Genomic DNA, 25,607 nt, shown 5'->3' on the forward strand with positions numbered 1-25,607 from the left:
TTAAAATCAAAAGATCGCAGCCTTCGGCAGCTCCTACAGGGGCGTAATTGTGCCAGGGAAAATTTATTGATTTGTGTAGCGCGCAACCATCGCCCGGTAGTTGCCATCCAGCGAATAGCCGCCGACCAAGATTGAACCGTCTGTTTGCACGGCCAGTGAGTTGGCCGTGTCGAGGCTGCGGCCCAGGCGTGTGCGCAGCCAGCCGCGGCCATCGCCGAAGCTTGGGTCGAGGCTGCCATCGGCGTGATAACGAGCGACGATGAAGTCTGCCTCGACACCGCCAATGGTTGCTCCCACCGCGATCATCCGACCGTCTGCCATGCGTTGTGCGGCGCTCCATTGGCAGCCGCTGGGTCCGATTTCGAGCAGTTGCGACTGGCCATTGCCGATGTGCGAGTCCGGGCGACCATTAGAGTGCAGGCTGAGCGTGAGGCAGCGGATCGGGTCGCGACTGCTGCCGAAACAGTGCAGCGATTCGGTGGATTCAAGGATCTGACTGACCAGTGCACTTTTACCTTGGGCGGTGAACGCCATGAAACCATCCACTGCAAATCGTTCATCAAGACAACCATCGGGCAGGTACCGCGCCAACAGACCTTGCTGCGGAAAGTCGATCGATCCGCCAACCACGATCCGCCCGTCAGCCTGTAACAACAGACTGCTGAGCCAGGTATTGAGCAGCAAATGGCGGATCATCACGAAGCCGCGACCGTTGAAAGCCTCATCCAGACAACCATCGGGTTTGAGGCGAATCAGCATCCCGGCGTGATCGGCAAGTTCGAAATGATGATTGGCGATCAGCAGAATATGCCCGTCGTCCTGAACCGCGAAATCGCAGGCTTCGGCACCCGGTACACCGGGCGGGAGCCAGCTATCGCGGGTGCCCATGGACAGGTCGCCCGGCAGGCGCACGACCTGCCGGCCGTTGTCGCCGAACGTCTGATCCGGATTGCCTTGCGCATCGAACAAGGCTAAGGCGGGCAAAGTGCGATGGCTGTTTTCATAGTGCAAACCGGCCAGCAGGATGCGTCCATCGGCCAGTGCCTGGACTTTGCCGGCCATCGCTTCGAAACCATGAGTAAACGTGTCAATCACGCTGCCCTGATTGCCGAAGGACAAATCAGCAGAACCATCCGCGAGCAACCGCGCCAGACCGAAACGGCTGCCCTCGGCAACTCCGACTTTCGCCGCCACCAGAATCCGACCTTGCGCATCGAGCGCAACATCCCCGGTCAGGCTGGACAAACTGCCGGCGAAATACACCTGAGCAACGCCGCGGAAGGCGAAGGTCTGGTCAAGTTGACCGGCATTATTCATTAAGGCTGGGAGCGCAAAGGCGTTCAGGGTGGACATGCACGCATCTCCTTGCGAGTTGACCAAGACCGCAAACCGGCTGGTAACTGCATGAGCGGAACATTCAAAACCTGAACTGAGGGAAGTACAACTGTAAGAACTAACAGGTGGAGGGTCGCACTGTGCCAGAACAGTGTCTTTTTGAACCGAATGCAAGCGTGCCAAGCAAATACGCTGGAGGGTGTTGCCGAAAGTTGTACAAAAGTATCGAGGATTAACCAGAAACAGCAACTAACAAGAGTAGGGCGGATGACGAGGAAGTCATCCGCGTCACCCGGTTATCAGTGCGGCATCGACCAGGATTGCAGCGTGTAACCTTCGTCGCTCAGTTCAGCACGAGCTTGCTGCAGCAGTTGCTCAAGTTGTGCCGGATCGGAGTAGGCGCTGCTTGGAATCTGTTTGCGACCGATGTGGGAGTTGGTGCGGTCGATAACGGTCAGGCTCAGTTCGCCATTGCCGTCTTGTGGCGCCCAGGCCACGCACTGGAAAGGCTTGAAGGCGTGGTTGGCAATCAAAAGTGCTTCGTTGATACGGAGCGGGGCGGTCATGGGGTCTTCTCTCTGTAGTGCCCAATCAAGTGATGTGCCGTCGGTTGGGCTTACCGTTCGGCTGGTTACTTGTACTGATGCACGCAACCCCGGAGCAGGTCACACTCTTGGCAAAGAAATTTCGACTTTCTTTCATATACCCGGTTTTAAACCGGTTTTGAAAGCTTGGCGAAAGCTTATTAACTGGGATTCATCTAGACATAAGTCGATAGCTAACTAACAACTGCAGTTCTTATAACGAGTTTGCTTGTACACCTATAAGCAATCGATACAAGGCGCTGTCAAAATCTTGCTAATGTTACAGCCAGGTCTGCCAAATGACTGTTTTTTCAACCTTTTCCTAAAATTTGGCGCCAAGGAACAGTCATGAGCGAAGCGCCTGCGTTACGACGTTTATTGGTGGTCGATCCGTGCGACGACTGCCATCGCCTGTTACCCGGTTTGCGCGCGGTAGGGTGGGATGTCGACAGTTGTACCCTGGAAAACGCTGCCGACCGCAGCTGTGATGTCGGGCTCTTGCGTTTGCAGCCCTTTCATCTGGAGCGACCTGAAGCCGTCAAGGAGCTGATCAGCCGCAGCGGCACCGAATGGATCGCTGTGCTCAATCAGGAAGTTCTGCGTTTGCAGAACGTTGGCGACTTCGTTTGCGAATGGTTTTTCGATTTTCATACCTTGCCGTTCGACGTGTCGCGGGTGCAAGTCACGCTCGGCCGGGCCTTCGGCATGGCGCGGCTGCGCGGGCAGGGCACGATTCACGTGGATCAGCCCGAGCATGAACTGCTCGGCGACAGCAAACCGATCCGCGAACTGCGCAAGTTGCTCAGCAAACTGGCGCCCACCGAATCGCCGGTGTTGATCCGTGGCGAAAGCGGTACCGGCAAGGAGCTTGTCGCGCGCACGCTGCATCGCCAATCCCAACGCCACAGCAAGCCATTTGTGGCGATCAATTGCGGGGCGATTCCCGAACATCTGATTCAGTCCGAACTGTTTGGCCACGAAAAAGGTGCGTTTACCGGCGCTCATCAACGCAAGGTCGGGCGTATTGAGGCGGCCAACGGTGGCACGTTGTTTCTGGATGAAATCGGTGATCTGCCGCTGGAATTACAAGCCAATCTGCTGCGTTTTCTGCAGGAGAAACACATCGAGCGGGTCGGTGGCAGTCAGCCTATTGCGGTGGATGTGCGCGTTCTGGCGGCGACCCACGTCGACCTCGAGGCGGCAATTGAGAAGAAGCGCTTTCGTGAAGACCTGTATTACCGGCTCAACGTGCTGCAAGTCGTCACCGCGCCGTTGCGCGAACGGCATGGGGATCTGTCGATGCTGGCCAATCACTTCTCACATTTCTACAGCCACGAAACGGGCCGCCGGCCGCGCAGCTTCAGCGAAGATGCGTTGATTGCCATGGGCAAGCATGACTGGCCCGGCAATGTCCGTGAACTCGCCAACCGCGTTCGTCGCGGCCTGGTGTTGGCCGAAGGTCGGCAGATCGAAGCGCGGGATCTGGGGCTGATCAGCCAGCATTCGATCGCCACGCCCATGGGCACCCTGGAAGATTACAAGACCCGCGCCGAACGCCAGGCCCTGTGCGATGTGCTGAACCGGCACAGCGACAACCTCAGTATTGCCGCCAAAGTGCTTGGGGTTTCGCGGCCGACGTTTTATCGGCTGCTGCACAAGCATCAGATTCGTTAGTTAGATAGCTCAAAAGCAAAAGATCGCAGCCTGCGGCAGCTCCTACATTAGATCTATGTAGGAGCTGCCGCAGGCTGCGATCTTTGCTGTTGCTTTAGAAGTAGTACGGGAATTTCAGACTGAAGGAAAAGTCCGGGGCATCCTCGGTTATACCGATAGACAGGTTGGGTACGATGGTCAGGTTGTCGGTGGCCGCAATTGTCATGCCGACGTTGAAGTAACCGGCGTTGGCGTCACTGGACACCACCGACTCCCAATCCCCGCCATCCTGCTTCAGTTTGCTTTTGCGCTGCACCAGGTCGGATACCGAGAACGACATACTCATCTTCTCGTTCAGTGCAAAGGCAATACCGGCGCCGATCTGGAAGCTGTCGCCGATCTTCACCTTGCCCGGGTTTTTCTGGTTGACGGTGGAGCTGATATCGTCGAACGACTCCTCGAGGTTGTGCGTATAGGACAGGCTACCGAACAGCACGGCCGGGTCAAACGTCTTGACCAGCGAGATGCCCGGTGTGATCGACCAGACGCCGTTGCCGGTCGGCAGGGTGTCAGGCACGAACAGGTTGGAGTTGGCGTCGGTCTGACGCAGTTTGATGCCGAACGGATCCTTGCCGGTTGGCGCCTTGACCCGCAAGGTGACGACTGCATCCGGCGTGTTGACCGACTCGTCGAGGAACTTGTACGCAATACCGAAGTTGACGTCGCCGAGGGTTGGATCCTTGGTGACGGTTTCCTCGGTAGTAACGCCTGCCGCACCCTCGTTGCCGCCGCCCGACTGATACGTCGACTCGCGATACACCACCGGCACGTTCAGGTCGAACTGCCAGCGATTGTCGAAGTTGTAGCGGCCCGTGAGGTCAAGGGTCCAGGTGTCGGCCTTGATCCGGTCGAGGTTGATGTTGCCGAGAAAGATCGAGTCCAGTGCCAGGAAGCCGTTGAGAATCAACTGGCGGGTGTCATAGCGTGAATAAGTAACGCCGGTTTCAACGCTGAACTTACCGCCGCCGAAGAAGCCGCTGGCCTCGTCATAAAGGTTGGAGACGCTTTGCGCCGGTTGTGAATCGTCAGCCAGAGATTGCCCGTAAGAGGCGCCGCTGCCCCCGGCGGCTCCTCCTGATGCTGCGGCAGCACCGGTGCCGGTGGCGACGCGATTGCCTTTCATGTCCGACGGCGATTTCGCCAGCCGTTTTGGCGGTGGGGCAGAGGGTTGTTCCTCAACCTGGCGGACCCGTTGCTCGAGTACCGCCAGGGCTTTTTGTTGTACTTCGTAGCGTTGCTTGAGCTCCAGAAGTTCCTGTTTCAGGGCCTCTACATCCGCGTTGGGAGCCGCTTGCAACATTGCGGCAGGGAGAAGAGTGCTCAAACACACTGCGGCACGCAGTGATACTGATCGATACATGAATAAGCCGTCCCTTTATGCCCAATGATCGAGACTCAGCGTAGTTCAATATCCGATATTGCGTAGGGCCCCGAGTTGAGTCAGGTTGCAGTCCAGTGCGCCGGCGCTTCTGCCGTTATTGTTCAATACGACGTTGAGTTGAGTCAGGTTATTGACCACGTTGGCGCTGCCCAGCAATCGAGTGTTCTGCAGTAAACCGCCCTGGGCGACTTGTTGCAGTGCAGTTCCCTGATTGCCGCTGGCTTGAATAGCCATTTGAACGCCGCCGCCAGTGGCCGACACCGCGACACTGCCCGCAGCGTTGCTGCCACTGATGGTTTGTCCGGCGACCAGCGCCTGGCCTTGAGAAGGGGTCAGCGCTGGCGCCTGACTGGCTTCGCTGACGTTGATAGCAACATTGTTGTTGGCGGTATTGCTGTCGCCGGCGGCGCGTACGCTTTGCGTCACGCCCTGGCTGCTGTTGAGCCCCGCGCCACCGATGACACTGCCAGTACCCAGCGTCGGGGTGCTGCCATTGCCGTGTTCCTTGATGGTCGAGACGTAGAACTCCGGTTTTACCGTCGCGGCCTGGATCTGCATCGAGGTCGCTGCTCCGATCAAGTCACCGCTGGCGTTGCGCCAGGTACTGCTCATGACAATGCCGAAGCTGATGATTCGCCCCGGCATGACATAACGACCACGCAGCTCGGCGAGCTCATGGTCCTTGATTTCGATAGGTGTGAATCCTGCATTGGCATAGCCTGAAGCACTCGCCGCCAGGCAGGCGGCGGCCAGCCAGTATGAGGTTTTCATCTGCTGCTCCCGGGACATCCAGTCCCTTTTTATATAGTCGGCGATTAAAAGAAGTCGCTCTGTATGAACCCGAAATCCATCAATTCAGCATCTTTGACAGGATTGAAGCCATCCAGCTGGTTCTTGGCCGTCAACGGTACCGGTGGACTGCGCAAGGCGTTGGCCTTGTCGTACCCGGGACCGACGATGGCGAAGACAATGCCGTTCCAACCTTTGACAAAGTCATCGTGTTTGTAGCGCTTATGACCCAGGACAGGGTCTCCGATGTAAACCCACTCCTTGTCTGCACGCTGCAACACGACGAAATGCTTGTAGCCGCGAATATCTATCAGTACCACCACCGGAATCGTCACCGCTTCGAGCTTCTCGGGCGGTATCCGGTAGCCTCTGGCACGCATGCCGATGCTTTCAACGTAGCGCTTCATGTCGAGCATGGAGAAGCCTTGAGTACGAACAAGGTCCTGGTCTGCAGTGACCAGCATGCCTTTGATGATGTGCTCCTCATCGACGTCGAGCCAATAAGCCTGGCGTAACACCGTGGCCAGTGCGGCAGCGCCGCAGCTGAAATCGGTTTTCTGTTCGACAATGTCGGCAAACTTGCGCTCACGAATGCTTTGCACGTCCTTGTAGACGAGTGTGCCGCCCGGCAAGGCAGCCACAGGCATCTGTGCCGCCTGAGTCAGACCGCACACGCACAGCAAAGCGAGAAGGGCAGACTTACGCATGATCGATACGCCTTTGCGGACTGAGGAAAAGCCCCGTTTCCGGGGCTTTCGTTCGATCGCGATTACAGGCAGGCTCTGCAACCTGCGGCGATGGACAGCGAGTTGCTTTGTTGGTTGCCCACACCAGACGAGACGTTGGCCCCACCGTTGCCGGAGAAGTTGTTCATCGAGTTGGTCATGTTGGCATTGTTGACCACTGGCGCTTTCCAGCCGTCTTTGGTCATCACTTGCTGAGTGGTTACGCCAGCGAGGCCAAAGGTACCCACGGCTTCGAACTTGGCTTTCTGATCATCGTTGCCGCCGTGGCCGCCGCCACGATTGCCCCAACCGCCGTGATCATTATCGTCTTCGATGGTTGCAGTGCCTTTTGCCTTGAACGTCCCGGCAGCGGCATAAGTGCCGGTGAGGGTGTCGGTTTTGTAGGCCTGCACGCCTTTGTTTTCTACAACCAGGCCAGTGGAAGACTGGTTGGCAGATGCAGCAGCCTGAGCTACGCGGCCACCGGATACGGCGATCGCCAGGTTGTTTTTCTGCTGGTTGAAGTTACCGGCAGTGACGTTGATGCCGATGTTGCCGGAACCATTGTTGCCTGCGTTGTTGAGCGTGGCGTTGTTGAAGGTGGACGAGTTTTTCACATAGTTGTTGTTGTTGGTTTGAGTGGCGCTTGAGGCAGCAACAGCGTTACCGAAGATGAAGCTTTCGTCAGCGGTGGCCAATGCAGCAGCGTTGTCCTGCTGGTTGCCGTCGCCGGCTGCCACGTTGGCGCCCATGTTGCCGTTGGAGTTGTTGAGCGAGTCACTGGCGTTAGCGTTATTCAGCGTGCCCTGGTTTTTGACAACGTTGCCGTCGCTGTCTTGCTCATCGAGCACAGCGGCGCCGGCGCCTGCAGTGATTTGCAGCAGTTGTTCAAGGCTTGGGCCCCTAGGCTGGTTATTACCATGACCGTTGCCGTGTCCATTACCATGATCGTCATCACGACCGCCTGCCTGTGCTGCGATAGCCATCACTGCTGCAAGTGCGAAAACCAGTGGTTTGAGAGCCATTGTAGGTTTCATGGTGTTTCTCCGTCGTGCTTATTAGTTGGTTAAGTGTTGGTACTTTCTAATTGCACTGCTTTTTATTTGGGTCAGTCTGCGACCCGGATGCTCAGGGTGTTGGCCATTCGGTTCCCCACCCCGGCACTCTGGTTCACCTGGATTACCCCGCGGCTGCCGGTGAAGGCCTGATCACTTGTCGTGACCTGGCGACTGCCGGGTGAGGTACCAGTTGCTCCTGAGCTCGGTAACAACGCCACGTTCTGTTGCGAAAGGGCGCTATCGTCAACGCTCTGCGGGGCAGCACTGATGCTGATTCGCGTCACGTTGGCCATCTGGTTGTTGGCCCCAGCGCCCTGGTTCACGCCCAGAACTCCGTTGCCATTACTGAAAGAGTTGCCGCCGATGTTGGCGCTGGCGTTCATCGAGCGATCGGCAGGTGTGTCGATCTTCTGGATGACGCGAGTGGAGGCGTGGGATTCGGTGCCGATGGCAATTGCCTTGGTGTTGGCTTGCTGCATCTGGTCACCGGCGGCCTGGTTGACGTTGAAATTGCCGCGGTATTGCATGCCTGAATCCTGAATGTTTGCGCTGTTGACTGAACTTGGGTCAGCCATGGCGCTGGTGCAACCGAGCAAGGCGAGGAGAAGAAGAGTGCGATTCATCTCATTGGCCTCCGGCCATGCGGGTCAGGGGGGCCAGGCCGGTGCTCATGGCGCGGTTGACGGTATTGGAGATCGAGCCGCCAGCGCCGCCGCCGGTGCCAGTGCGCATGCCCGGCAAGCCGTTGGTGTTGGTCAGCGTGTTCATGCCCGGAAGGTTCGAAGCAGGCGTGTTCATGTTGCCGCGTATCGAAGAACCACTGGCGATCCCGGCGAAGTCACCGTCACTGAGTTCAGTGCTGCTCAGGGTCTGGTTGATTCGAGCGGAGGGGTTGGCGTTGACGGTCGTCGGGTAGGGGTCTTTGCCGCCATTGCGGCCGATTGGGATAGGCTGAACATCGCGATCAAGGACGATCACGCCATTGCCTTCGGCCTGAACGTTGAAACCGATAAATGCGCTGGCTGCTGATCCGATCAGCAGAAGGCAGGTCATGCTTTTTTTGATATTCCCCACGGCTGCAATTCCTTCTTCAGTGGGCTGCCCTTGTCAGCGTTGTGAAGGAGATAGCGAAAGCTGTGCCGCTTTTGAATTGTTGTTGTTTTCCAGCGGGTTACCGCAAGCACGCGCAGAGTCGATGCACAGGGTGTTTCATCGTTGAAACACAAGCAGTCTCGCCAGCCCGTCTATTGGCTGAACAAAGCTCTGGAACAAGGGTTTGCCGGGATGTGTATCAGTGGCGTAACAAGTGCCATGACAAAGCGATGAATGCCGCTGAAACGGCCACTCTGCACTCAGGCGAGTGTTTCAGGAATGGACACTTTGCCCCCAAAACAGGGTGAAACAGTGGGGCAAGTGACCCATCAGGCGGTTTACTCGGCCAACAGCTTTGCGACTGCCGCAAAGGCTTGCACCTGGCGCTCGGCCCAGTCGCCGTGGATGATCTGGCACGGTTGCCGATGCTGCGCCAGCCAATCGCGCGTGGCCTGGTAGAACGCCAGGCGCTGATCAAGGTCCGGTTGGCAGCGCTGACCGTCATCGGTCCAGTCAATTCGTTCCGGGGACAAAAGAAGGTGCAGGTCGTAATGGCGCGCCAGCAACTCGCCTTCCAGCCAGTCCGGGCACGCGCCAAACAGGGTCTGGCTCCAGAGAATATTGCTCAACAGGTGGGTGTCGAGAATCAGCAGCGACGGTTGCTGCGCCCGCGCCTGATCTTCCCATTGCAGTTGCCCGCGGGCGATCTCGGGGATGTCGGTCAGGCAGGTGTCACGCGGGTTCTGCTCGATAAACCAGCGCACGTACTCGTCCACCCGCAGACCGCCAAACTGTTGCTGAAGGCCCGCCGCCAGCCAGCTCTTGCCAGTGGATTCCGGACCGGTCAGAACCACGACCTTCATGTGCGCAATGCCGGGTCGGCGCGCCATTCGCGCCAGCCTTGAATGGCAATCACGGTGAACAGTGCGTACAGGCCCGCGGTGAGGTAAAGCCCCTTATAAAGGAACAGCCCGACAAAAATCACATCGAGCACGAACCACAGCGCCCAGCATTGCAGGCGTTTCTGCGCCATCCACAACTGCGCGACCAGGCTGAACCCGGTGAGCGCCGCGTCCAGCCACGGTTGCGCAGCGTCAGTCCAATGCGCCATCGCAGCCCCCAGCAACACGCTGCCAATTGCGCCGACACTCAGGCCAAGCGCAATCGAGCGAGCATCCAGGCGGGTGACTTGTCGCCCGTCGTGCATCGTCCCGGCGCGCGTCCATTGCCACCAGCCATAAACCTGCAGCGCGGCGTAGATCACTTGCAGCAACATGTCCGAATACAGCTTCACTTCAAAGAAGATCCAGCTATAGAGCAACACCATGACCAGCCCGATCGGCCAGCACCACGGATTCTGTTTGACCGTCAGCCACACGGCAATGACACCGAGAGCGGCGGCAAACAGTTCAAGCCCGGACATGTGGGTTCCTTGGGGGGGAGTTGAAAGAGGGGGCGGATTGTACTGTATTCGCCAGAACACTGAAGGACCCAAGGAGCGAGCTTGCTCGCGAAAGCGTCGGCACACTCAACAATGATGCTGAATGTTGGGCCCTCATCGCTGGCAAGCCAGCTCCCACATGGATTTTTTGCGGTGCTCAGCCTTTGTGGCACGCCGACAAAGCCTGCCAACTCCCACATGGATTTATTTAGTGCTCAAAATGATGGCGCTGCACAAAAACTTGTGGGAGCTGGCTTGCCAGCGATAGCGGTGGGTCAGGCGACATCTCTACCGACAGATCCACCGTTATCGCGAGCAGGCTCACTCCTACAGGAGAATGGCGTTAGACGCGGAACTGGCGCAGCAGGCCGTTGAGTTGTTCGCTCAACTGGCCAAGTCTTACGCTGGCCGCACTCGACTGTTCTGCCGCCACGGCCGTGCTGTGCGACAGACCCGCCGCTTGAGTAACGTTCTGATTGATGTCCTCGACCACATGCGCCTGTTGCAGCGTGGCGCTGGCAATCGATGCGTTCAGGCCATTGAGATTGCGCAATGCCTGGCCGATGGCATTCAGGCTCGCGCCGGCCAGCCCAGCCTGTTCAATAGTCAGTTGCGACGCCTTGCTGCTGTCACCGATAACCTTGACCGCTGCCTCGGAATGATTTTGCAGGCGTTCGATCATCGACTGGATTTCCGCTGTCGACTTCTGCGTACGCTGCGCCAGCAAGCGCACTTCATCCGCCACCACGGCAAATCCACGACCCTGTTCACCGGCCCGTGCTGCTTCGATGGCCGCGTTGAGGGCGAGAAGGTTGGTTTGCTCGGCGATCGAACGAATCACCTCCAGCACACTGCCGATCTGGGTACTTTCGGTGGCCAGGGTGCGAATCACCTCGACCGCTTGGTCAATGGTGCCCGAGAGCTTGTCGATCTGTTGCAGGCTGCCGTCGATATTGATCTGGCCCTGTTGCGCCTGCGCCTCGGCATCACGCATTTCGGCGGCCGCATGCTCGGCGTTTTTCGCCACGTCCTGCACGCCGTAAGTCACCTCGTTGATCGCGGTGGCGACCAACTCCATTTGTTGCGACTGTTGCTGGCTACGTTGTTGGGCCTGCGAGGCATCGTTGCCCAGTTCGCTGGACGATTGACCGAGCGCGCTGGCCGACACCTGCAACTCACCGATCACCCCGCGCAATTTGGCGGTAAATGCATTGAAGTGGTGAGCCAGTTCGGTGACTTCATCCTTGCCGTGGGTGTCGAGGCTGCGGGTCAGGTCGCTTTCGCCGCTGGCGATGTTGGCCATGGCGTTCACGGTCTCCTGCAAGGGGCGCACGATGCTGCGCGCGATCAGGATCACCAACAGCGCCATGATCACGGCGATCACCAAGCCGATAACGGTGGCCTTGATCATCTGGCTCTTGAATTCGGCCTGCACGTCGTCGACGTAAACCCCAGAGCCAAGCACCCAGCCCCACGGTTCGAACAATTTCACGTAAGAAGTTTTCGCCACCGGCTCACTCGCGCCAGGCTTCGGCCAGCGGTAGTCGACCATGCCGGCGCCCTTGGACTTGGCAATCGCGACCATCTCGTTGAACACCGCAAAGCCGTCCGGATCGCGGATCGCCGACAGGTTCTGGCCTTCGAGCTTGGGGTTGGTCGGGTGCATGACCATTACGGGCGTGAGGTCGTTGATCCAGAAGTAATCGCTCTGGTCATAGCGCAGGCCACGGATGGCGGTGAGGGCTTGTTTCTGCGCGGCTTCCTTGGTCAGCGTGCCGGCGGTTTCCAGGTCATGGTAATAGGTCAGCAGGCCGCTGGCGGTCTGCACCACATGCTGGGTTTTCTGGGCTTTGGCGTGATACAGGTCATCGTGGATCTGCTTGAGCATCAACACGCCCAAGGTCAGCAACATGACCACTGCCACAATCAAGATGAGCCACAAGCGTCGGCTGATCGACACACTGCGCAAGCTGTTCATAACGCTGTCACTCCGGATTCTTTTTCTTGTAATAAACGACCGCCAGCATCCAACCACGATTTCGTGAGCGGGCATACGCGACCCAAGTCGGATAACGCGGCAGCGCTATTCAGGCTTGTCTGTTAGGATTTCGGCCCCGCGCGTGAAAACCTGAATCGAAGTTGCTATTTCACGGAATTTTGACCCTTTCGTAGGGATCCTGTGCGCGCGGAATCGGTCCAGCATTAACCAGCTACGCTGATCGCAGTGAACGTAAAAAAATACTATCGGGGCATGCCGGCGTGCATCGCTCTTTGGGGGATTGATGGATCTTTGGACCGCCTTGCAGGCATTGATACTAGGAGTTGTAGAAGGGCTGACGGAGTTTTTGCCCATTTCCAGTACCGGACACCAGATCATTGTTGCCGACTTGCTCAACTTCGGCGGCGAACGGGCCATGGCGTTCAACATCATCATTCAGCTCGGCGCGATTCTCGCGGTGGTCTGGGAATTTCGCCGCAAGATTTTCGACGTGGTCATCGGCTTGCCGACCCAGCCAAGTGCACGGCGCTTTACGGCTAATCTGCTGATCGCATTCTTGCCAGCCGTGGTGTTGGGAGTGATTTTTGCTGATCTTATCCACGAATACCTGTTCAACCCGATCACCGTGGCGGCCGCGCTGGTGGTGGGCGGGGTGATCATGTTGTGGGCCGAAAAGCGTCAGCATGAAGTGCATGCCGAGACGGTCGATGAAATTCGCTGGAGCGACGCGCTGAAAATCGGCTTCGCGCAATGCCTGGCAATGATTCCCGGCACCTCGCGTTCCGGCTCGACGATCATTGGCGGCCTGCTGTTCGGCCTGTCGCGCAAGACGGCTACCGAGTTTTCTTTCTTCCTCGCCATGCCGACCATGGTCGGTGCCGCGGTGTACTCGGGCTACAAGTATCGGGATCTGTTTGTGCCGGCGGATTTTCCGGTGTTTGCCATCGGTTTCGTCACCGCGTTTATCTTCGCGATGATCGCGGTGCGCGGCTTGCTCAAGTTCATTGGCAGCCATAGCTATGCGGCATTCGCCTGGTATCGGATCGTGTTCGGGCTGGTGATTCTGGCGACGTGGCAGTTCGGCTGGGTGGACTGGACGGCGGCCAAGGCATGAATGATTCGCGCGCCCGCCGACCCGAAGGTCGGCCGTCCGGTGGCAGCATTCAGAACCTGAAACTGAAGCTGGTCGTTCTGTTGATCGTCTGCGCGTTGCCGTTGGCCGGCTCGCTGTCGATGTGGCTGAGCGGCATTTCTCTGGTGCCGCTGGCGGCGTACGGCATCGTCAGCGTGTTGGCGTTCTTCATGTACTGGGCAGACAAACGCAAGGCGCGCACCGATGCGTGGCGTACGCCGGAAAACATCCTCCATGCCGTGGAACTGGCTGGCGGTTGGCCGGGCGCGCTGATTGCCCAGCAGGTATTCCGGCACAAGACGCGCAAGGTGTCGTTTCAAATGCTGTTCTGGGTGATTGTCGCGCTGCATCAGGTGTTCTGGATCGACCAGTTGTTCCTTGGCTCGAATCTGCTAACCCTGCTCTAACCCCACCGCAAACCCCCTGTAGGAGCTGCCGAAGGCTCGGGCCGCGATCGGACGATCTTTTGATCTTAAAAGACAAGATCAAAAGATCGTCCGATCGCGGCCCGAGCCTTCGGCAGCTCCTACAGGGAGTGAGTTACAGAAGTAGGCCAACCCGGGTTTTCTTCGGCAACTTGCTCACCACCAACTGATGCGAGCGTTGCAGCAACCCCTGCAATTCCTCGGTGCCCAGCGGGTAGGGTGGGTGCATGATGATCCACTGTGCCCGGGCCAGATAGGGCGCCGGATGAATCCCCGGTCGATCGCAATGACCAAGAAACAGGTCCTTGTCGACCTTGAACGCCAGCGAATCCCCGCGTAAACCCTGCAAGGCAAACATCTTGTTGCCCGCAATCGAAAACACCCGCACGCCACCCCACTTGTAGTCCTCGCGCGCGCCGGGCAAGGCCAGACAAAACGCGGCGACGTCCGCTTCGCTCATTTTTCCCTTGCTCATAACAACCGCTCCCCACAGGCATTGAACGACTCGACCAGGTGATCAATCCACGCACGCACCGCCGGCATGACCCCACGCCGATGCGGGTAAACTGCCTGCAGCCAACCGCCGGGCAGCGACCACTCGGGCAGCAATTGCACCAGAGCGCCGCTTTCCAGCTCCGCTTCGCAAAACATCATAGGCAGCATCGTGAAACCCTGGCCGGCCAGTACGCAGGCCTTGCGCACGACAAAATCGTCGATGCCCAGCCGTGCTTCCATGCTCAGTTCGAAGCTGTTGCCCTGCTGATCGAGTAAACGCAAGTGCACCAAGCGATCGGCCTCCAGCGCCCCGAGCACCGGCAGGTTCTTCAGCTCTTGCGGATGGCTGATCGACTGGCCTTGCATGAATGTCGGACTGGCCACGACCACCGTTTGTGCCTGGCGCAGACGTCGGGTGACCAGCAACGGGTCTTCATCACCCAGCTCGCGTACGCGCAGGGCAACATCAAAGCCTTCGGCGACCAGATCGACCCGACGATTAAGCAGCACCACTTCAAGTTGCACCTGAGGAAATTTGCCGAGAAAGTCGCTGATCACCCACGGCAGCATTTCATGCGCAAGACCGGTAGGGCAGGACACCCGCAAACGTCCCCGCGGTTCGCTGGACATGCTGGCGACGGCTTCATCGGCCATTTCCGCTTCCAGCAACATCGCCTGACAGTGCCGCAAATAACGCTCGCCGACCGCGGTGAGATTGAGTTGGCGCGTGGTGCGTTGCAGCAAACGCGCACCGAGGCGCTCTTCCAGTTCGGCGATTCTGCGTGACAGTCGTGACTTTGGAATCCCCAGCAGACGTCCGGCTGCCGCAAAACCGCCAGCCTCGACGACTTTGGCGAAATAGTAGAGATCGTTGAGATCTTGCATGGTTGGTACCCAACTGTTCTATCAGTGGGACGAACTATCGCATTGCTGGCGGCTAATCAGCTATTGGTTTCTTGCGTAGGATTGTCTCCATTCCGTCGCCACCGGCGATTCATTCCAGGAGATCCCACATGAAACTGCTGCATATCGATTCGAGCATTCTGGGCGACAACTCGGCTTCCCGTCTGTTGAGCAGCGAAGTCGTCAAAGCCTGGCAGGCCGCTGAGCCAAGTGCTGTGGTGACTTACCGTGACCTGGCCGCCGATGCCATCAGCCACTTCTCGTCGACCACTCTGGTTGCCGCCGGCACCACCGCTGAATTGCGTAACGCCGCACAGCAACACGAAGCCGACCTCAGCGCTTCGACACTGGCCGAGTTCATCGCCGCCGACGCTGTAGTCATCGCTGCACCGATGTACAACTTCACCGTACCGACGCAACTCAAGGCGTGGATCGACCGCGTTGCCGTTGCCGGTCAGACCTTCCGCTACACCGAAGCCGGCCCTGAAGGCCTGTGCGGTGGCAAGAAAGTGGTGATCGTTTCCACCTCTGGCGGCATTCACGCCGGTCAGGCCAGCGGCATCGCTCACGAAGAATATCTGAAGCTGGTATTGGGTTTCCTTGGCATCACCGACATCGAAATCGTCCGTGCCGAAGGCCTGGCGTACGGTGACGAAGTGCGCAACAACGCCATGACCGCCGCGCAAGCGAAGATCAGCGAGCAACTGTTCGCCGCCGCGTAAGGCTTGCGTAAAGAACAGCTGATGTTCAGGTAGTCTCTCAAAAACTCTGTATTCTGGTTCCGCAAGGGCCAAATACGGAGTTTTTTGTTTCTGACTGTTACATAATCTGGCCCGGGTTATGCAGTCAAACGATCAGCGTCTGAGCGCAGTGTCGACCCGGAACATCGATTACCCGTCGTTCGGGGCTCGCACTGCAACGGATCTTTGGATTGAGTCACAACAGGGTGGGGCATCCCGTGATGCGTCTTTGTGCAACGTTACTGATTTGCCTGCTCGGCAGCCTGAATTCAGTGCAGGCGGCGCCCGGGCGTCATCCTGTGTGGAGCGTCGGTTACCACGAGATGACGTTCCTCGATCCGCTCGACTTGCAACCGATGCGCGCCATCGCGTTCTATCCCTCCAACGACCGCGAACACCTGAGCCTGCTCGAGGGTTATTCGGTCGAAGCGGGCGAAGACACCAAAGTCGCCATGGGCCGTTTCCCGATGCTGATGCTGTCCCATGGCAACACCGGCACGCCGCTGGCCCTGCACGATCTCGCCACGTCGCTGGCGCGCAAGGGGTTCGTCGTGGTGGCGGTGATTCACCCCGGCGACAACTCCAAAGATCACAGCCGACTCGGCACCCTGAGCAATCTTTACGGGCGACCGATCCAGATTTCCGAAGCGATTACTGCGACCCTTGGCGACCCCATGCTGGCGCCATTCGTCAATGCAGAACAGGTCGGCGTGATCGGCTATTCGGCTGGGGGCGAGACAGCGTTGATTCTTTCGGGGGCACAACCGGACCTGGATCGCCTGCGCCGCTATTGCCAGGAACGCCCGGACGACCGCGACGCCTGCAACACCCAAGGCGAGCTCATTGTTGACCGTGATGACTTGCAGCCGGTGGCCGACCCACGCGTGCACGCCTTGTTGCTGATGGCGCCGCTCAGTTTGAAATTCGGCCGACATACGTTGGCTGACGTGCATGTGCCCGTGCTGCTGTACAGCGGCGATGGCGACAAACTCGTCGCTTTCGATAAAAACGCTGCCGCACTGGCGCGCAAACTGCCGACCGCACCGGATTTCAAATTGCTGGCCGGGGCAGGGCACTTTGTGTTCATGGCGCCGTGCAACGAAGAGCAGATTATTGCCATGCCGGCGCTGTGCACGGATGCCGATGGGGTTGATCGCAAAGACATCCATCGCAACCTGATTTCCGAGGCGGGTCGATTTTTCGCCCATGCGCTGGGCCGGCCTACACGGGCCGGGATGCAGACTGCGGATCAGTAACACGGAAGATCAAAAGATCGCAGCCTTCGGCAGCTCCTACAGATGTTCACAATCCAATGTAGGAGCTGCGGAACGCTGCGATCTTTTGATCTTTGCTTTTCAACCCACTGCCCGGCGCTTGAGCATCAAGGTCAACCCCAGCCCCGTCACCGACAACAGCGCCGCAGTGAAGAAAATCCACGAATACCCCAGATTCAACGCCACCGCGCCCATCAACGGCCCGGCAACCGCCAGTGCCAAGTCAAAGAACACCGCATAGGCACTCAACCCGGCTCCGCGACTGGAGCCCGGGACCTGCTTGATCGCCTCGACCCCCAGCGCTGGATACACCAACGACAGGCCAAAACCCGCCAGTCCGGCGCCAATCAATGCGAAAGCGGTGGAGGGCGCGAGCCACAGCATCACCAGCCCCACGGTTTCAACGGTCATGCACACGATGGCCGAGGTGAAACCGCCGAATCGACTGATCGCCGAAATAAACAGCAGTCGCGACACAATGAAACACACGCCGAACACCGTCAGGCAATACGCCGCGCCGCTCCATCCGCGGTTGAGGTAATAAAGGGTGATAAATGTGGTGAGAGTGCCGTAGCCGATCGAGGCCAGCGTGAGGCTCGCGCCGAACGGTGCAATCCGCCCGAACACGGCCCAAAACGGCAGGCGCTCACCGCGTATCACCGGCACCGAAGGTTTGTTGCGGATCAACAGCAATGCCCCCGCCGCCAACACCGACAGCGAAATGCCGAGGCTGGTGAAACCGTATTCGGCCACCATCACCACGCCCAGCGGCGCGCCAATCGCAATGGCGCCATACGACGCGATGCCGTTCCAGCCGATGGATCTGGCGGTGTGCTCAACCCCGACCTGGCCCATGCACCAACTGATGGTGCCGACACCGATCAGCCCCTGCGCAATGCCCAACAGCAATCGGCCGAGAATCAGAATCAGCAGGCTCGGCAGCGGATAGCTTTGCAGCAACGTGGACAGCAGCGTCAGCGCGCCACTGAGCACAATCCCCAGCAAGCCATAAACGATCGCCCGTTTGGTGCCGAGGGTGTCAGACATGCGCCCGGCCATCGGTCGGCTGAGCAGGGTGGCCAGGTACTGCGAGCCGATTACCAACCCGGCAATGATCGCGCTGAAACCCAGTTGTTCATGTACATAACCCGGCAGCACCGCAATCGGCAGACCGATGCAGAGGAAGGCAATAAAGGTATAGAAAACGATGGAGACGATCTGCACGGTGATCGCCATGGAGCTTTGTGGTGGCAGTTGCTGCGCAGACATGAGGACTCGTTCGCGGGCGGCGGTGGGAGAATTCGCATCATGGCGTGGGTGTGGAACAAAAGGAAGCTGGCTAACGATCAAAAGATCGCAGCCTTCGGCAGCTCCTACAAAGATCAAAAGCGGTCCGGTGTTGGGGCTGCCGAAGGCTGCGATCTTTTGATCTTCAACACTTGAATGCAAAAAGCCCTGTCACATGGACAGGGCTCTTGACTTGCAGCTAGCAGCTGAAAACTCGAAGCTGCTTTTTAGAACACCACACCCTGGCTACGCAGGTAATCGTCATACGTACCGCTGAAGTCGGTCACGCCGTCCGGGCTCAGCTCGATGATGCGAGTGGCCAGGGACGATACGAACTCACGGTCGTGGCTGACGAAAATCAGCGTGCCCGGGTAGTTTTCCAGCGCCAGGTTCAGCGCCTCGATGGATTCCATGTCCAAGTGGTTGGTCGGTTCGTCCATGATCAGCACGTTCGGCTTTTGCAGGATCAGCTTGCCGAACAGCATGCGGCCTTGCTCACCACCGGAAATCACCTTCACCGACTTGAGGATTTCGTCGTTGGAGAACAGCATGCGACCCAAAGTGCCACGGATCACTTGCTCGCCCTGAGTCCACTGACCCATCCAGTCGAACAGGGTCATGTCGTCTTCGAAGTCGTGCGCGTGATCCTGGGCGTAGTAGCCCAACTCGGCGGCGTCGGTCCACTTGATGCTACCGGCATCCGGAGTCAGTTCGTTGACCAGGGTACGCAGCAGAGTGGTCTTGCCGATACCGTTCGGGCCGATGATCGCTACGCGCTCGCCGGCTTCAACCTGGAAGCTGAAGTCCTTGAACAGTGGCTTGCCGTCAAAACCTTTGGCCATCTTCTCGACCATGACAGCCTGGCGGTGCAGCTTTTTGTTCTGATCAAAACGGATGAACGGGCTGACACGGCTCGAAGGCTTGACCTCGGCCAGCTGGATCTTGTCGATCGCCTTGGCGCGGGAAGTGGCCTGCTTGGCTTTCGAGGCGTTGGCCGAAAAGCGGCTGACGAACGATTGCAGTTCGGAAATCTGGGCTTTCTTCTTGGCGTTGTCCGACAGCAGTTGCTCGCGGGACTGGGTCGCCACGGTCATGTACTCGTCGTAGTTGCCCGGGAACAGGCGCAGCTCGCCGTAATCCAGGTCAGCCATGTGGGTGCACACGCTGTTCAGGAAGTGACGGTCGTGAGAGATGATGATCATCAGGCTGTTACGCTGGGTCAGGATGTTTTCCAGCCAGCGAATGGTGTTGATGTCCAGGTGGTTGGTCGGTTCGTCGAGCAACAGCACTTCCGGATCGGAGAACAGTGCCTGAGCCAGCAGCACACGCAGTTTCCAGCCTGGCGACACTTCGCTCATCGGGCCGAAGTGCTGCTCGATGCCGATACCCAGGCCCAGCAGCAGTTCACCGGCACGGGATTCGGCGGTGTAGCCGTCCATTTCGGCGAATTCGGTTTCCAGCTCGGCAACGGCCATGCCGTCTTCTTCGCTCATTTCCGGCAGCGAATAAATGCGATCCCGCTCGGCCTTGACCTTCCACAGCTCTTCGTGACCCATGATCACGGTGTCGATTACGGTGAATTCTTCGTAGGCGAACTGATCCTGGCGCAGCTTACCCAGGCGCACGTTCGGCTCGAGCATGACCTGGCCACCCGACGGGTCAAGGTCACCGCCGAGGATTTTCATGAAGGTCGACTTGCCGCAACCGTTGGCGCCGATCAGGCCATAACGGTTACCCGCGCCGAATTTGACGGAAACGTTTTCGAAGAGCGGCTTGGCGCCGAACTGCATCGTGATGTTAGCTGTAGAGATCAAGAGTTTTTCCTGCGAAGCATTCTGAATAGCGAGGGTGCGGCCGTAGCGCTTGGCCCGAGTCAAAGTGCGCTGAAGCGGGGAGTTCCCGGCATCAACCAAGGGGGCGCGTAAAGTTTGGCGGCGATTGTACTGGTCTGGCTCTTTAAACGATAGGGCGAAGACGTCGCGGGTGCCGATTGGCACTATCGCGGGACAGTTTTTCACAGATGAAGGTTCACTATCCGTTACAAAGTGTGGCTAAAATGCCATCCATTCAACCACCGCCCTACAGCGGCGCGGGCTCAAGGACGTGCCATTTTGTACTCAGACCACTGCATAAGACGCTGGGCCTCAGGCCGACAGGCGCGCAGTTTGTTCACTTCTGACGTGTGACGAATTCCGTGAAACTCATCATTGCTGCTATTTATGTCATTTCCATTGCATACGTTCACTTGCGTGGCCGGGTGCGCCACAAACTGGGGCGACAACTGAGCGACCATTCGACGTTTCTGGCGCCGATCAACTGCTTTCTCTACCTGTTCTCGAAAAAGCCGAACAAACCTTACCTTGATCCGACTGAATTTCCTGACCTGAGCCCGTTGCAGGCGCACTGGGAAGAAATCCGTGAAGAGGGCCAAAACCTGCTACGTGCGGGGGAAATCAAGCGCTCGAACCAATATGACGACGTCGGTTTCAACTCCTTCTTCAAAAGCGGCTGGAAGCGTTTCTACCTCAAGTGGTACGGCGAGAGCCATCCGTCGGCCATGAAACTGTGCCCCCGCACCACGGAACTGGTGCAGAGCATCGGCTCGATCAAGGCTGCGATGTTCGCCGAGCTGCCGCCAGGTTCGAAACTGGTACGCCATCGCGACCCGTACGCCGGATCCTATCGTTACCACTTGGGCCTGGACACGCCTAACGACGCGGGTTGTTACATCAACGTCGACGGTGAGAACTACCACTGGCGCGACGGTGAAGCGGTGATGTTCGATGAAACCTTCATCCATTACGCGGAAAACACCACTGACAAGAACCGGATCATCCTGTTCTGCGACATTGAGCGACCGCTGAAGTATCGCTGGGCTGCCGCGTTCAATCGCTGGTTCAGTCGTACGGTGATGTCTGCCGCCGGTGCGCCCAACGATGCGGGCGACCGTACCGGTGGGATCAACCGCTTGTTTACCAAGATCTACAAGATCCGGCTGCGTGGCAAAGAGCTGAAAAAGCGTAATCGTGCGCGGTACTACATGGAAAAGTGGGCGATTTTTGGTGGTTTGCTGGCGATCTTCATCCTGATCTGAGTGACCTCGAAACTGCGCGATTGACTGTAGGAGCTGTCGAGTGAAACGAGGCTGCGATCTTTTGACTTTGCTTTTTTTAAAGGCCAGATCAAAAGATCGCAGCGTGCCGCAGCTCCTACAGGAATTGCGTGCAGCCGGCCTGCTCGCGATGACTCTCTCAAAAACAACCTGTCAGTCAGCTGACAATCCTTCAACTGTCATGCCCCGGATGCCTTTTTGGTCTTCTTCGCCGGCGCTGCTTTCGCGGCCGTTTTGGCCTTCGGCTTCGCCGGTGCCTTGCCACCGAGGCTGCGTTTAAGCAGCTCGGTCAGGTCGATAACATCGGCAGTCTTGCGCTGTTCCTCGCCACCCACCGTCTCGACATCCTCGATCTCGCCCTCATGGGCCTTTTTCTCCACCAGTGCCATGATCTTGTCTTCGAACTCGTCTTTGTAATCCTCGGGGCTCCAGTCCCCGCTCATGTCCTCGACAAGACGTTTGGCCATGTCCAGCTCACCTTTGGCCAACTGCGGCTTGGTCACTTCGCTGCCCAGTTCCAGCTGGTCGAGACCGCGTACTTCCTGTGGCCAACGCAATTTCACCAGTACCAGCGCTGACTCCAGCGGCATCAGCGCCGCCAGATACTGACGCGTGTGCAACACGACGCGGGCGAGGGCAACCTTGTTGGTTTTGCTCAACGTTTCACGCAACAGCGCATAAACCTTGCCACCGCGCTTATCCGGCGCCAGGTAATAGGGTGTGTCGATGTTCTGTAACGGGATCTGCTCGGCGTCGACGAAGGAAAAGATGTCGATGGTCTGGGTCGAAACCGGGTGCGCTGAGCGGATTTCCTCCTCGCTGAGCACCACATAACGGCCCTTTTCATAGGCCACACCTTTGACGATGTTTTCCTTGGTAACTTCCTTGCCGGTCACCTTGTTGACGCGCTTGTAGCCAACCGGGTCCATGCTGCGACTGTCGAGCCAGTCAAAATCCACGCCTTGAGACGAGGTCGCTGAAACCAGCGCGACAGGGATATGGACCAGTCCGAAGCTGATCGCGCCTTTCCAGATTGCCCGAGCCATGGTGAGTTCTCCGAGTGATGATCAGGTGACCTGAAGCCCGGCGCGAAAGTTTCCGGAGAATGCGCGTTTTCAGTCTGGCTCGGTCAAGCCGTGTTACATGTTGTTTAAGACCGACGGGTTAACAAATCCGAACCTGAAGCGTAGCGTGGACTCGAAGGCTCTACTCCACGCACATCGAGAGGCTGTCTCATGAACCGATTTCTGATTGGCATCGCCGTCCTGACACTCAGTGGCGGTCTGGTTCATGCGGACGTTGTGCTGGCGCAGAGTCCGACCGGCAACAGCAACAACCCCTATAACAGTCCGATTCGCCGGGCCAATCCCAACAGCATGCAGGGCACCCAGCCCAGTTCGCCGCCCATCCGAGGGCCGAACACCGTTCCCGTGCCACGTCCGCCAACGCTCGACAACAGGGGCATTGGCAATGGCCAGCCGATTCGCTCGGTGCCCAGCAAGCCGCCCAACTTCATTCCCAACCCACCTTCGCGAAGCACCGACACTCAACGTTAAACGGCAGATCAAACGGTCGGCCAGCCTTTGAAACCACAAAAGGAATCGTGCATGTTGCGTAAAACCCTTCTAGCCAGCCTGTGCGCCGGCGCTCTGATAAGCGCTCCGGTGTTCGCCGCCGCCCCCCAAGAGCTGCAAAGCGAGCAAGGCACTCTTGAAGTCACCACGATTGCCCAAGGACTTGAGCATCCATGGGCGCTGGCCTTCCTGCCGGATCGCCAAGGCATGCTGGTGACCGAACGACCGGGCAATCTGCGCGTGGTCGGTGCCGATGGCAAGCTATCGGGACCCATAGACGGCGTGCCGCAAGTGTGGGCCAAGGGGCAGGGCGGTTTGCTGGATGTCGTGTTGTCACCCGACTTTAAACAGGACCGACTGGTTTACCTGTCCTACGCCGAAGGTGGCGGCGCGGGAGACAAGGCCGGCACGGCGGTGGGGCGCGGTTACCTGTCGGATGACTTGAAGACGCTGAAGGATTTCAAAGTGATCTTCCGCCAGGAACCAAAACTCTCCACCGGCAACCACTTCGGTTCTCGGCTGGTGTTTGATCGCGATGGTTATCTGTTCATCACCCTGGGTGAAAACAACGACCGGCCGACTGCGCAGGATCTCGACAAGCTGCAAGGCAAGATTGTGCGGATCTACCCGGACGGCAAAGTCCCGGACGACAATCCGTTCGTGGGTCAATCAGGCGTGCGCCCGGAAATCTGGGCCTACGGCATTCGCAACCCGCAGGGTGCAGCACTTAACCCGTGGAACGGCACAATCTGGGAAAACGAACACGGCCCGCGCGGTGGCGATGAGGTGAATATCATCGAGCGCGGGAAAAACTACGGCTGGCCGCTGGCGACCCACGGCATCAACTATTCGCTGCTGCCGATCCCGGAGGCCAAGGGAAAAACTGTTGAAGGGGGTGTCGATCCGCGCCATGTCTGGGAAAAATCGCCGGGTGTCACCGGGATGGCGTTTTACGATGCCGATCGCTTCAAGCCGTGGCAGCAAAACCTGTTTGTCGGCGCGTTGGTGAGCCAGGAGTTGATTCGCTTGCAGTTCGATGGCGACAAGGTCGTGCATGAGGAGCGCTTGCTGGGTGAACTGAAACAGCGCATTCGTGACGTGCGACAGGGGCCGGATGGGTATTTGTATGTGCTGACGGATGAGGAGAAGGGTTCGCTCTATAAGATCGGCCTGAAGCCCTGACTTTGAAATGCATGCCCTTGTAGGAGCTGCCGAAGGCTGCGATCTTTTGATCTTGTTTTTAAAAACCAGATCAAAAGATCGCAGCCTTCGGCAGCTCCTACAGGTTCAGCATCGGCATCGGCATCAGCATCAGCATCAGCATAAGGGTCAGTGTCAGAATCAGGGTCAGGGGCAGGCTAATCACTACGTGAGTAAAGAATCACAGCAGCCCGCAGCTTCCCCCGCCCAAACCGGCACATCTTCTCGAACTCTCCATGACTGACCGGCACATGCTGGCAGTCCATGGGCTGGCGATGCTGGCTGTGATCGACGTCGGGGTCATGCAGATAAACAAAATCCTCATCGCAATCGGTCACCACCACCCAATGCGGCGATTTCGATCGCGTGAGCCGATAGCTGCTGATCAGCACCAGCGGTTGGCCTCCCGCTTGCAGTAAGCGCGGCAAATCCAGCGCAGCACCTATCACTCGCTCGACATCGGTCTGCGCCAACTGCGCGGTGAACTCTTCATGGACCAGGCGCATGACGTCTTTTTTATGCTCATTGCGTACGCCGTCGAGGAACAACGGCCCCGCCAGACTCAACTCCAGACGCACGCGAAATCCCCGTCGCCACGCCGCGAGCGCCAATCCCTGCGGACTGCAACCACCATGCCCCGACGTCATGAAAACGGTGGTCGCCTCGCGCCAGATCTGCAATTCCTCCCGTCGCTCCAACAAGCGTTCTGACTGCAGTGCCCCCATGGCCATCAACAGACACGCCGGGCCACAGGTGAAATCGGTGGTTTGTCCGTACCAAGGCACTTTGATGCTGCGCGAGTCGCGATGCTGGAGAATGCGTTTCTCCAGGCGTAGCGCGTCGGCATGGTCTTCGTAGTAATCGTGGATCAGTGCAAATCGCCGGTAACCATTGCGTTCATACAGGGCAATGGCGGCGGGGTTGTCGGTGCGTACTTCCAGGCGCAGATACGCGCAATCATGTTCCAGCGCGCAAGCCTCGATCCGTTGCAGCAGTTGTTTACCCAACCCGCTCCCGCGCGCCTCGGCAGCAATCGCGATGGAATACAGCCGGGCCAGCGACGTACCACGGTGAAACAACGCCAGTGCGTAACCCCGTATTTGGCCGTCGAGCTCGGCCACCAGCAATTGTGCGTGGGCGCGGGTAATCATCCAGTGAAAACTGCGACGGCTGAGCCCGTCCGTGGTGAAACATTGCATTTCCAATGCCAGCAACGCCGGCAGATCTTCAACTACCGCCAAACGAAAAACAGCACTCATATGACCACCGTAAAAGTTGCGTAACGAAACGAGACTTTCGAAAAACTTCGTGCTTAATAGAAAAGGTCTTGTTCTCCAACGGATCAATC

The 25,607-nt window shown here is 58.1% G+C and carries 25 protein-coding genes; 8 read left to right on the forward strand and 17 right to left on the reverse strand.

The features are described 5' to 3' along the window. Window positions 1-63: 63 nt before the first annotated feature. The gene (locus tag ACA061_RS13080) at window positions 64-1,353 is read right to left on the reverse strand and encodes an NHL repeat-containing protein (protein WP_150615711.1); all 1,290 of its coding nucleotides are present in this window, start codon (window positions 1,351-1,353) and stop codon (window positions 64-66) included. A 281-nt stretch (window positions 1,354-1,634) separates the two neighbouring features. After that, window positions 1,635-1,901, reverse strand: a complete 267-nt coding sequence (locus ACA061_RS13085; protein WP_095188991.1) for a hypothetical protein — start codon at window positions 1,899-1,901, stop codon at window positions 1,635-1,637. 366 nt (window positions 1,902-2,267) lie between these two features. Between ACA061_RS13085 and ACA061_RS13090 the strand changes: the two genes are divergently transcribed. Beyond that, window positions 2,268-3,593 carry a sigma-54 dependent transcriptional regulator gene (locus ACA061_RS13090; RefSeq protein ID WP_497301832.1) on the forward strand — a complete coding sequence of 442 codons (1,326 nt, stop codon included), beginning with the start codon at window positions 2,268-2,270 and terminating at the stop codon, window positions 3,591-3,593. Between the two features lie 94 nt (window positions 3,594-3,687). Here ACA061_RS13090 and fapF read toward each other — a convergent pair whose 3' ends face one another. The 9 genes from fapF to ACA061_RS13135 all read right to left on the reverse strand — a co-directional run bounded on the left by fapF (window position 3,688) and on the right by ACA061_RS13135 (window position 12,096). After that, complete coding sequence (fapF, locus tag ACA061_RS13095; protein ID WP_150615710.1) at window positions 3,688-4,992, reverse strand: fibril amyloid transporter FapF; 1,305 nt, start codon at window positions 4,990-4,992, stop codon at window positions 3,688-3,690. A 45-nt stretch (window positions 4,993-5,037) separates the two neighbouring features. After that, the gene (gene fapE / locus ACA061_RS13100; RefSeq protein WP_497301834.1) at window positions 5,038-5,784 is read right to left on the reverse strand and encodes a fibril amyloid subunit FapE; all 747 of its coding nucleotides are present in this window, start codon (window positions 5,782-5,784) and stop codon (window positions 5,038-5,040) included. Window positions 5,785-5,828: 44 nt separating this feature from the next. Beyond that, a complete protein-coding gene (gene fapD / locus ACA061_RS13105; RefSeq protein ID WP_497301835.1) occupies window positions 5,829-6,509 on the reverse strand; it encodes a fibril amyloid maturation endopeptidase FapD in 681 nt (226 codons plus the stop codon). Between the two features lie 62 nt (window positions 6,510-6,571). Further along, window positions 6,572-7,564, reverse strand: coding sequence for an amyloid-like fimbrin subunit FapC (gene fapC / locus ACA061_RS13110; RefSeq protein ID WP_150615707.1), 993 nt, complete (start codon window positions 7,562-7,564; stop codon window positions 6,572-6,574). A 71-nt stretch (window positions 7,565-7,635) separates the two neighbouring features. Further along, a complete protein-coding gene (gene fapB / locus ACA061_RS13115) occupies window positions 7,636-8,208 on the reverse strand; it encodes a fibril amyloid subunit FapB (protein WP_497301837.1) in 573 nt (190 codons plus the stop codon). Between the two features lies 1 nt (window position 8,209). Beyond that, window positions 8,210-8,659 carry a functional amyloid chaperone FapA gene (fapA, locus tag ACA061_RS13120; protein ID WP_497301839.1) on the reverse strand — a complete coding sequence of 150 codons (450 nt, stop codon included), beginning with the start codon at window positions 8,657-8,659 and terminating at the stop codon, window positions 8,210-8,212. A gap of 356 nt (window positions 8,660-9,015) precedes the next feature. Beyond that, window positions 9,016-9,540 carry an AAA family ATPase gene (locus ACA061_RS13125; protein WP_497301933.1) on the reverse strand — a complete coding sequence of 175 codons (525 nt, stop codon included), beginning with the start codon at window positions 9,538-9,540 and terminating at the stop codon, window positions 9,016-9,018. Beyond that, window positions 9,537-10,100: a nicotinamide riboside transporter PnuC gene (pnuC, locus tag ACA061_RS13130; RefSeq protein ID WP_210554719.1), complete on the reverse strand. Its 564-nt coding sequence runs from the start codon at window positions 10,098-10,100 to the stop codon at window positions 9,537-9,539. The genes ACA061_RS13125 and pnuC overlap by 4 nt, the downstream gene beginning before the upstream one ends. Window positions 10,101-10,461: 361 nt before the next feature. After that, window positions 10,462-12,096 (reverse strand): methyl-accepting chemotaxis protein, encoded by a 1,635-nt coding sequence (locus ACA061_RS13135; protein WP_497301840.1) that lies wholly within the window; start codon window positions 12,094-12,096, stop codon window positions 10,462-10,464. A 304-nt stretch (window positions 12,097-12,400) separates the two neighbouring features. On the opposite strand from ACA061_RS13135, the gene ACA061_RS13140 reads away from it, so the two are divergent. Continuing rightward, window positions 12,401-13,231 (forward strand): undecaprenyl-diphosphate phosphatase, encoded by an 831-nt coding sequence (locus ACA061_RS13140; protein ID WP_150603105.1) that lies wholly within the window; start codon window positions 12,401-12,403, stop codon window positions 13,229-13,231. Next, window positions 13,228-13,656 (forward strand): DUF1294 domain-containing protein, encoded by a 429-nt coding sequence (locus ACA061_RS13145; RefSeq protein WP_497301842.1) that lies wholly within the window; start codon window positions 13,228-13,230, stop codon window positions 13,654-13,656. The genes ACA061_RS13140 and ACA061_RS13145 overlap by 4 nt, the downstream gene beginning before the upstream one ends. Window positions 13,657-13,789: 133 nt before the next feature. On the opposite strand, the gene ACA061_RS13150 is transcribed toward ACA061_RS13145, so the two are convergent. Further along, window positions 13,790-14,149, reverse strand: coding sequence for an MmcQ/YjbR family DNA-binding protein (locus ACA061_RS13150; protein WP_150603104.1), 360 nt, complete (start codon window positions 14,147-14,149; stop codon window positions 13,790-13,792). Next, entirely contained in the window at window positions 14,146-15,054 is a 909-nt protein-coding gene (locus ACA061_RS13155; RefSeq protein ID WP_150615699.1) for a LysR substrate-binding domain-containing protein, read from the reverse strand. Before ACA061_RS13155 ends, ACA061_RS13150 begins: the two co-directional genes overlap by 4 nt. 128 nt (window positions 15,055-15,182) lie before the next feature. Here ACA061_RS13155 and ACA061_RS13160 point away from each other — a divergent pair, with 128 nt between their 5' ends. Together ACA061_RS13160 and ACA061_RS13165 are read left to right on the forward strand one after the other, a co-directional pair. Continuing rightward, a complete protein-coding gene (locus tag ACA061_RS13160) occupies window positions 15,183-15,794 on the forward strand; it encodes an FMN-dependent NADH-azoreductase (protein WP_047301015.1) in 612 nt (203 codons plus the stop codon). Window positions 15,795-16,030: 236 nt separating this feature from the next. Beyond that, window positions 16,031-17,068: an alpha/beta hydrolase family protein gene (locus ACA061_RS13165; protein WP_210700086.1), complete on the forward strand. Its 1,038-nt coding sequence runs from the start codon at window positions 16,031-16,033 to the stop codon at window positions 17,066-17,068. Window positions 17,069-17,167: 99 nt separating this feature from the next. Here the strand turns inward: ACA061_RS13165 and ACA061_RS13170 are convergent, their stop codons facing one another. Both ACA061_RS13170 and ACA061_RS13175 read right to left on the reverse strand, forming a co-directional pair. After that, window positions 17,168-18,355, reverse strand: coding sequence for an MFS transporter (locus ACA061_RS13170; protein WP_497301843.1), 1,188 nt, complete (start codon window positions 18,353-18,355; stop codon window positions 17,168-17,170). A 245-nt stretch (window positions 18,356-18,600) separates the two neighbouring features. Continuing rightward, a complete protein-coding gene (locus ACA061_RS13175; protein WP_150603099.1) occupies window positions 18,601-20,187 on the reverse strand; it encodes an ABC-F family ATPase in 1,587 nt (528 codons plus the stop codon). 380 nt (window positions 20,188-20,567) lie between these two features. On the opposite strand from ACA061_RS13175, the gene lpxO reads away from it, so the two are divergent. Next, a complete protein-coding gene (gene lpxO / locus ACA061_RS13180; RefSeq protein WP_150603098.1) occupies window positions 20,568-21,467 on the forward strand; it encodes a lipid A hydroxylase LpxO in 900 nt (299 codons plus the stop codon). Window positions 21,468-21,664: 197 nt separating this feature from the next. Here lpxO and ku read toward each other — a convergent pair whose 3' ends face one another. Further along, window positions 21,665-22,531: a non-homologous end joining protein Ku gene (gene ku / locus ACA061_RS13185; RefSeq protein WP_150603097.1), complete on the reverse strand. Its 867-nt coding sequence runs from the start codon at window positions 22,529-22,531 to the stop codon at window positions 21,665-21,667. Window positions 22,532-22,720: 189 nt separating this feature from the next. On the opposite strand from ku, the gene ACA061_RS13190 reads away from it, so the two are divergent. Beyond that, window positions 22,721-23,041 (forward strand): hypothetical protein, encoded by a 321-nt coding sequence (locus ACA061_RS13190; RefSeq protein WP_497301845.1) that lies wholly within the window; start codon window positions 22,721-22,723, stop codon window positions 23,039-23,041. A gap of 51 nt (window positions 23,042-23,092) precedes the next feature. Beyond that, on the forward strand, window positions 23,093-24,241 hold the full coding sequence (locus ACA061_RS13195) for a PQQ-dependent sugar dehydrogenase (RefSeq protein ID WP_210700082.1): 1,149 nt from the start codon (window positions 23,093-23,095) through the stop codon (window positions 24,239-24,241). Between the two features lie 176 nt (window positions 24,242-24,417). On the opposite strand, the gene ACA061_RS13200 is transcribed toward ACA061_RS13195, so the two are convergent. Beyond that, window positions 24,418-25,518, reverse strand: a complete 1,101-nt coding sequence (locus ACA061_RS13200) for a GNAT family N-acetyltransferase/peptidase C39 family protein (protein ID WP_497301847.1) — start codon at window positions 25,516-25,518, stop codon at window positions 24,418-24,420. Window positions 25,519-25,607: the final 89 nt, after the last annotated feature.

This window comes from Pseudomonas sp. LBUM1668 (assembly GCF_059695715.1).

Bases quoted from the DNA above. Each gene is read 5' to 3' on its own strand.
- ACA061_RS13080 (WP_150615711.1), bottom strand. From the start codon at position 1,353: ATGTCCACCCTGAACGCCTTTGCGCTCCCAGCCTTAATGAATAATGCC.
- ACA061_RS13085 (WP_095188991.1), bottom strand. From the start codon at position 1,901: ATGACCGCCCCGCTCCGTATCAACGAAGCACTTTTGATTGCCAACCAC.
- ACA061_RS13090 (WP_497301832.1), top strand. From the start codon at position 2,268: ATGAGCGAAGCGCCTGCGTTACGACGTTTATTGGTGGTCGATCCGTGC.
- fapF (WP_150615710.1), bottom strand. From the start codon at position 4,992: ATGTATCGATCAGTATCACTGCGTGCCGCAGTGTGTTTGAGCACTCTT.
- fapE (WP_497301834.1), bottom strand. From the start codon at position 5,784: ATGAAAACCTCATACTGGCTGGCCGCCGCCTGCCTGGCGGCGAGTGCT.
- fapD (WP_497301835.1), bottom strand. From the start codon at position 6,509: ATGCGTAAGTCTGCCCTTCTCGCTTTGCTGTGCGTGTGCGGTCTGACT.
- fapC (WP_150615707.1), bottom strand. From the start codon at position 7,564: ATGAAACCTACAATGGCTCTCAAACCACTGGTTTTCGCACTTGCAGCA.
- fapB (WP_497301837.1), bottom strand. From the start codon at position 8,208: ATGAATCGCACTCTTCTTCTCCTCGCCTTGCTCGGTTGCACCAGCGCC.
- ACA061_RS13125 (WP_497301933.1), bottom strand. From the start codon at position 9,540: ATGAAGGTCGTGGTTCTGACCGGTCCGGAATCCACTGGCAAGAGCTGG.
- pnuC (WP_210554719.1), bottom strand. From the start codon at position 10,100: ATGTCCGGGCTTGAACTGTTTGCCGCCGCTCTCGGTGTCATTGCCGTG.
- ACA061_RS13135 (WP_497301840.1), bottom strand. From the start codon at position 12,096: ATGAACAGCTTGCGCAGTGTGTCGATCAGCCGACGCTTGTGGCTCATC.
- ACA061_RS13140 (WP_150603105.1), top strand. From the start codon at position 12,401: ATGGATCTTTGGACCGCCTTGCAGGCATTGATACTAGGAGTTGTAGAA.
- ACA061_RS13145 (WP_497301842.1), top strand. From the start codon at position 13,228: ATGAATGATTCGCGCGCCCGCCGACCCGAAGGTCGGCCGTCCGGTGGC.
- ACA061_RS13150 (WP_150603104.1), bottom strand. From the start codon at position 14,149: ATGAGCAAGGGAAAAATGAGCGAAGCGGACGTCGCCGCGTTTTGTCTG.
- ACA061_RS13155 (WP_150615699.1), bottom strand. From the start codon at position 15,054: ATGCAAGATCTCAACGATCTCTACTATTTCGCCAAAGTCGTCGAGGCT.
- ACA061_RS13160 (WP_047301015.1), top strand. From the start codon at position 15,183: ATGAAACTGCTGCATATCGATTCGAGCATTCTGGGCGACAACTCGGCT.
- ACA061_RS13170 (WP_497301843.1), bottom strand. From the start codon at position 18,355: ATGTCTGCGCAGCAACTGCCACCACAAAGCTCCATGGCGATCACCGTG.
- ku (WP_150603097.1), bottom strand. From the start codon at position 22,531: ATGGCTCGGGCAATCTGGAAAGGCGCGATCAGCTTCGGACTGGTCCAT.
- ACA061_RS13190 (WP_497301845.1), top strand. From the start codon at position 22,721: ATGAACCGATTTCTGATTGGCATCGCCGTCCTGACACTCAGTGGCGGT.
- ACA061_RS13195 (WP_210700082.1), top strand. From the start codon at position 23,093: ATGTTGCGTAAAACCCTTCTAGCCAGCCTGTGCGCCGGCGCTCTGATA.
- ACA061_RS13200 (WP_497301847.1), bottom strand. From the start codon at position 25,518: ATGAGTGCTGTTTTTCGTTTGGCGGTAGTTGAAGATCTGCCGGCGTTG.